The sequence below is a fragment of the Vibrio sp. V09_P4A23P171 genome (genome assembly GCF_963875615.1).
Taxonomy (GTDB): domain Bacteria; phylum Pseudomonadota; class Gammaproteobacteria; order Enterobacterales; family Vibrionaceae; genus Vibrio; species Vibrio anguillarum.
Genome location: NZ_CAWNMR010000016.1, coordinates 45476 through 52101, shown reverse-complemented (window position 1 = coordinate 52101; position 6626 = coordinate 45476). Strand labels below are relative to the sequence as shown.

Below are 6626 nucleotides of genomic sequence, written 5' to 3'. Positions count from 1 at the left end.
ATACTGTCCTTTCATACATGCTGTATGTGTATACAGTATTTGAGTTGTAGATACTGATCAAGTTTTTTTTGCTGGATTTATCAGCATAACCAAGCTTGAATTCGTTAGATTTTGTTTTAATTTATTGATTAATAATTATTTTTAGCAACAAATCAAATTGTTCAAAGATAAAGCGACATTGTCTGTTTTGTGATCAATGTAAGTATCCTCGTAACAGTGCCTCGTCACTAATTAGATAAGTTGTCATGGTCGTTGAAATGGGTGTGCTTTAAAAATAGGCAGTAAAAAAGCGCCGTTTTGGCGCTTTTTCATGTATAGCTATTGATGCCTAATGTGACAGTGACTGTCGATCTCGAAATGCTTGCTCTGCAATATTAAACTGCCTGACATCCATGCGCGCAAACTCATTGCAACTTTCACATGAGTGATGCGATTTCCCATCAATATATTCGTGTTTTATTAATAGCTTTGGTTGTTTACACCAATCGCAAATACCTTCAATCGTAAACATGTTTTCTCCCCACCTAGAAGATTTAGGTGCAATTTTCGCGGCGCATTATCCCATATAAAAGAGAATTAAGTTAACTATTTGTTACTTTAAGTGAGATGGAGATCGATTGCGTTGTCTATCTTTAGCGAGTGTTTTAATCGCGAGCGGTAATATTTCGCATTAAAAATAACATTTACTTAACGTGAGGTAGGATGATTTTTAACGCACCATTGAGTCGTTTCATTTCTTCTTGTGAGCCTTGAAGATCTGGGTGGTATATTTTGCACAGTTGCTTGTAGCGAAGCTTGATGCTTTTTTCATCGGGAAGTTCACTGGGTTTAAAGCCAAATAATGCGCAGGCTAATAGTAATTTTTGATCCTGAGATTGAGCCACATGATTGTTTTGCAGTCTTTTGATCTCTTTGAATAAGCTTTCAAGCTGCCTTTTTTGCTGTTTGATCATAAAGGCCTGCGATTCGATTTCTTGCTGGTGTTGACTATTTTTATCGTGTTGTTGAGTCTTACGTTTTCGGCTCCAGAAGCGGAAAAGATAGATAAGCATCAAAAGGAGTAACATCAGCAACAACAGAGATAAGTAATCCGTCATGATAGAGCTTGTCGAGTCGTGCTCAACGGGTGCAGTGCTGACCACCATGTCAGCTTCATCGCTGCTGTCAAAAGCGCTGTCTAATTGGCTGATGGAGGAGACTTGTTTTGCACGTTGTTGATTGAATTTTTCTTGCAATACACGGGCATAACCCTCTTCGGCTTGGCTACTCTTACTTGCCGCAATGCGATACCACATTTCTGACAATTCTAACGCTGAGGGTGGCGAAGGGAGTGTTTCGTAAGTTCTAGCGAGTTGTAATTGAGCATTCACATCGCCGCTAGTGGCTAAGTCTGTCAGCCAAAATAGAGCTTGAGGGATGTCTTTTGGGGTTCCTTGTCCCTTTAAATAGAGATTGGCTAGCCTAGATTTGGCTAAGGGGTGTCCATTCTGCGCCGCTTGCTGAAACCAATAAAACGCATTGTTTAGGTTAACAGCAACTTTGTCCCCTTGCTGATAAGCCAGCGCCAATTGATATTGTGCATTTGAGTTTTGTTGCTGAGCTTGGGCAGTTAGCTCAGCAACAGGAGAAGCCAGTACTAATGAGGAGAAAAACAGGCACAAACTAAGGACAACTCTCAAATTTTCACCATGTTTTGTGGGGCTAATTTCTGTTCAAATAGTAGCGCATTTCTATCGAATGCACAGAGCAGAATAGCGCATTAATGGTTATCTAAGACGTTTTGGAGCAGGTGCGCCATCAATCGGTCGGTTTACAGATACTTTACGGCCTTTTTTTAACCCAGTTTCGTAATCCGCGGTAATATTTTTCATAGCATCACGCAGCTGCTGCTTGAAGGTTTCACGGTCAATATTTTGAAACTCTTTATCAATGTAATTATTGATTTTGTTATTGGATTCATCATCGGCGGTGATCACTGGAAGCTTTTCTAATGCCCCTTCAATCCAACCCGAAACGAATGAATTGACGCGCCGTGTGACTTCCATGCTGGAAGTGCCACTACCCGCGAAACTATTTCGAAATTGGCCTGTGTGCTCGTTCATTTCTCGGTAAATGATATCAAAAGCGAATGCGGCAAAAATAGCGCGATCGGCCTCACCAATAAACTCAACACGTTTGAGTCCTTTATGATTGAGTAGCACCGCTTCTACACCAAACTTAGTATTGATACCGCGGATCACTCGCAGTAGTGATGAGGTGATGGATGCGGGTAGTAAATGGGTTGATTGGGTTTTGCCCATCTTGATAAATTCGATGTCATCTTTATCAAGCCCATACTTCAGCATCAGGCTATGCGCCATCTTGATGGCATTGGCCGCTTCATTCACATTCGCGGAATTACCAAGTTCAAGACATTTAGCGATCTTCTTTAGAGCTTTCTGTTTATCCATTAATTCGCAAATACAATTCTACAACTTCAGAAAAGTCCGACATTTTAGCGGTTTTATGCGGGAAGTGAAAGCGAAGTGGGGAATCGCTGCCCAAAATCAGGCAGCGAGTCGAGAGGAGGTTGGTGGTTTAAATACCAAGTTCATCCAATAGGTCTGTAGTCAAATCATCATCACTGTTGTTTTGCTTGTCGTTTTTTGCTTTGGCAGACAGTTTTTGCTGAGTCGCTTCTAAAATTGAATCAGGGCTTTCATCTTCTTGAACTTCAAACTCTTCAAGTTGGATGAATTCGGTTTTATCCATTGCCAGTTCAAGATAGAAAATATTATTACTTTCTGTCGAGAAGGTAACTCGGCGTGCTTGTGGACGATCTAAATTAGTATCCACCGACAAAATTACCTGTTTGTTGAGTGACAGCATCTTCGGTTGGTTTTGGGTAATGTTGGTTTGCAGTTCTTTGCGGATTTTATTTGTGAAGTCGCCTACGAGTTGATTCATCAATTCGCCCAGTACATCGCCCACCTCGTCAGAAGTGTGCAGCACGGCCAGCTCTTCTTCCGGCATTCCCATGTTGCGCATATAACTGGTGTAAATTTCCAGCGCAGCCTTGGCGGTAAAGTTGATAACAACGAGCCCAGAGAAGCCACCATCAAACAAAACGAAACAGCCGAAATCTGGCTTTAGTGACGTTTTGTTGATTTTTTGTACCATCGCTGAGTAAGCAATGTTGGTCGCCGTTGCAGAACTGAGCACTCCTGACACTGATTGACAAAGCTTAAGCAAAATATCTTCAGTGGTAACAATCTTGTTTTTTTTCATTCTGATATCCGTAATGTGCATTGCAGTTTAAAAGCGGTATTTAACTCTCTATATCAATATATAAAGCATAAAGCGTTAATTAACTATATATAGCTAAAATGTTGTGTACAGGAAAAATGTCGTACTGATGACTTTTTAGAGAGATTCATTCTTGCATTGAGATTCTGATTTGATCACCTTTTTAAATGTTGTAAAGTGACGAAATTCAAAGATTAATATCAAAATAACCATTAACCCACAGCTGATTGGATCAGCGCAGTAGGGGCAGGAAGCAAATGTTACCAAGACTTCATCACCAAACGGACGTCGATCCCGTCGTTTTGAGCTTTTTACAACAACTCGAAAACGAGGGGTTTAGCGGCGATATCGAATCACAATACTCTAGCCGACTTGCTGTTGCGACTGACAACAGTGTCTATCAGCAATTGCCTCAAGCCGTTGTGCATCCCAAATCAACTCATGACGTAGCACTTATTGGTAAGATTAGCTCAAAACCAGAGTTTGAGAGAGTCACTTTTTCACCGCGCGGTGGTGGCACTGGTACCAATGGCCAGTCGTTAACCAAAGGTATTGTGGTTGATTTATCTCGTCACATGAACCAAGTGCTTGAAATTAATGCTGATGAAGGTTGGGTAAGAGTACAAGCTGGCGTGGTGAAAGACCAATTAAATGATGCGGTCAGACCATTAGGTTATTTTTTCTCACCGGATCTTTCGACCAGTAACCGAGCCACACTTGGTGGCATGATCAATACCGATGCGTCAGGGCAGGGCTCTTTAAAATATGGCAAAACGTCGGATCATGTCTTGTCTCTGCAAGCCGTTTTTGCCGATGGTTCGGTACTTGAATCGGATCTCTCATTAGGCTTGCCTGAAAGTGGTACTTTTGCTGCAAACGCTTTGCAAGTGACCGAAGCGGTATGCCGTGGCAAGCGCGAACAAATTGTGGCGAAATTTCCACCTCTTAACCGCTTTCTGACGGGCTACGATCTTAAAAATGCGCTTGATGAAGAAGGTGATCACTTTAATCTCACTCGGGTACTTTGTGGCGCAGAAGGCTCTTTGGTCTTCATCACAGAAGCAACCTTGAATCTGACGCCTATCCCCCAAGCTCGCACCTTAGTTAATGTGAAGTACAACAGCTTTGATTCGGCATTGCGTAATGCCCCTTTAATGGTAGCGGCCAATGCGTTATCGGTTGAAACCGTCGATTCCAAAGTATTAAATTTAGCTAAGCAAGATATTGTTTGGCATAGCGTCAGCGAGTTATTAGCGGATGTTCCGGGCAAAGAGATGCAAGGCATCAACATGGTCGAATACGCAGGCCAAAGCGAGCAAGAGGTCGTCGCGCAGGTCGCTTCTTTGACGCAGCGTCTTGATCAGATGCTTGAGCAAGAACAAGCGGGCATCATTGGCTATCAAGTGTGCAGTGATTTGGCGAGCATTAACCTGATTTACAACATGCGCAAAAAAGCGGTGGGGTTATTAGGGGCGGCCAAAGGCAAGGCTAAACCCGTTGCTTTTACTGAAGATACTTGTGTTCCTCCTCAACACTTGGCTGATTTTATTAGCGAATTCCGTACCTTGCTGGATGGCAAACAGCTCAGTTATGGCATGTTTGGCCACGTGGATGCCGGCGTGCTGCATGTGCGTCCTGCTTTGGATTTGTGTGACCCACAGCAAGAGCTTCTGATGCATGAAGTGTCTGATGAGGTGGTCAAGCTGGTGGCAAAATATGGCGGTTTAATGTGGGGCGAACATGGCAAAGGTTATCGCTCCGAATATGGCCCCGCGTTTTTTGGTGAGGAGCTATTTACTGAATTACGACGCGTTAAAGCAGCCTTTGACCCGCACAATAAAATGAACCCCGGCAAAATATGTACGCCACTTGAGACCAATTTTGAATTGGTCAAAGTCACGGACACCAAACGCGGCTATTTTGATCGTCAAATCGATGTGAAGGTCCGTGACAGTTTCAAACAGGCGATGGAGTGTAATGGTAACGGTTTATGCTTTAACTATGACACCAGTTCGCCGATGTGTCCGTCGATGAAAGTCACGGCGGATCGTCGTCACTCACCGAAAGGCCGTGCCGGTTTGGTGCGTGAATGGTTACGCCAACTTACCGAGCAGGGTGTGGATATTCTCGACCTAGAGAAGCAAGTGTTGGAGTCGAACCCAACCATCAAAACCATGATTGATCGCGTGCGTAACTCTTTCAATAAATCGCGTGAGTACGATTTTTCACATGAAGTGTATGAAGCGATGAATGGCTGTTTGGCGTGTAAAGCGTGTGCCAGCCAATGTCCAATCAAAGTGGATGTGCCGAGTTTTCGCTCTCGTTTTTTAAATATCTACTACTCACGTTATCAGCGTCCGGCTAAGGATTATCTCGTCGCGAATATTGAAACGCTTTTACCGGTCATGGCAAAGGCTCCGCAAGTGGTGAACGGGGTGTTGGCTCAGAAATGGGTACAAAGCCTCACCGCTTCAACCGTTGGTTACGTTGATGCGCCCTTGCTTTCGGTACCGACGTTGGCAAAGCGTGTCGCAGGCCAAGTGGTGAAATTCGATATGCAGCGCCTCGCTGGGCTGTCACAGCAAGATCGCGCTGAACATGTGATTATCGTTCAAGACCCATTCACCAGTTATTACGATGCTGAGGTGGTTGAAGATTTCGTGCAATTGCTGATCAAATTAGGCAAAAACCCGATACTGTTGCCATTCAAACCCAATGGTAAAGCGCAGCATATCAAAGGATTTTTAAAGCAATTCACAACTACCGCGAAAAACACCGCTGCGTTTTTGTCGCAGGTAGCGGATCTCAACATTCCGATGGTCGGTGTCGATCCAGCGTTAGTGCTTTGCTACCGTGATGAGTACAACGAAATTCTTGGTGATAAGCGCGGTGAGTTTGATGTGCTGACCGTTCATGAGTGGCTGTTGCCACGTTTGTCGGAGTTTAACCATCACCAAAACCACAGTGACGCGCCTTGGTATCTGTTTGCTCATTGCACGGAAAAGACCAAACTACCGAATGCAGAAAAAGAGTGGGGCGCGATATTTAGCCATTTTGGTTCCCAGTTAAAAACGGTGCCAGTTGGTTGTTGTGGCATGGCAGGAACCTTTGGCCACGAACAGGATAAGCTGGAGATGTCGAAAGATATTTATGGTTTAAGCTGGAAGCCAAGTTTAGAAAAACTGCCCAAAGAGCGTTGCTTGATCACAGGGTATTCCTGCCGTAGTCAAGTGAAACGATTTGAACAGGTAAAACCAAAGCATCCGTTACAAGCTTTACTGGCATTGTTGTAAACCCTAAGCCCAGACCTTACTGGGCTTTTTACTATACTGTCGATATTG

5 protein-coding genes are annotated in these 6626 nt (G+C 43.8%); 1 reads left to right on the top strand and 4 read right to left on the bottom strand.

The window, feature by feature from the left end; translation table 11 throughout:
- Positions 1 to 328: 328 nt before the first annotated feature.
- The 4 genes from AACT23_RS06850 to AACT23_RS06835 form a co-directional block, all read right to left on the bottom strand.
- A complete protein-coding gene (locus AACT23_RS06850; protein ID WP_010319035.1) occupies positions 329 to 511 on the bottom strand; it encodes a hypothetical protein in 183 nt (60 codons plus the stop codon).
- Between the two features lie 172 nt (positions 512 to 683).
- Complete coding sequence (locus AACT23_RS06845) at positions 684 to 1661, bottom strand: J domain-containing protein (protein ID WP_094126975.1); 978 nt, start codon at positions 1659 to 1661, stop codon at positions 684 to 686.
- Positions 1662 to 1766: 105 nt separating this feature from the next.
- A complete protein-coding gene (locus AACT23_RS06840) occupies positions 1767 to 2450 on the bottom strand; it encodes a DUF2786 domain-containing protein (RefSeq protein ID WP_017042255.1) in 684 nt (227 codons plus the stop codon).
- A gap of 127 nt (positions 2451 to 2577) precedes the next feature.
- Complete coding sequence (locus AACT23_RS06835; protein ID WP_026028133.1) at positions 2578 to 3267, bottom strand: DUF3334 family protein; 690 nt, start codon at positions 3265 to 3267, stop codon at positions 2578 to 2580.
- Between the two features lie 275 nt (positions 3268 to 3542).
- Between AACT23_RS06835 and ydiJ the strand changes: the two genes are divergently transcribed.
- Positions 3543 to 6578 (top strand): D-2-hydroxyglutarate dehydrogenase YdiJ, encoded by a 3036-nt coding sequence (ydiJ, locus tag AACT23_RS06830; RefSeq protein ID WP_026028132.1) that lies wholly within the window; start codon positions 3543 to 3545, stop codon positions 6576 to 6578.
- The last annotated feature ends 48 nt before the right edge of the window (positions 6579 to 6626 follow it).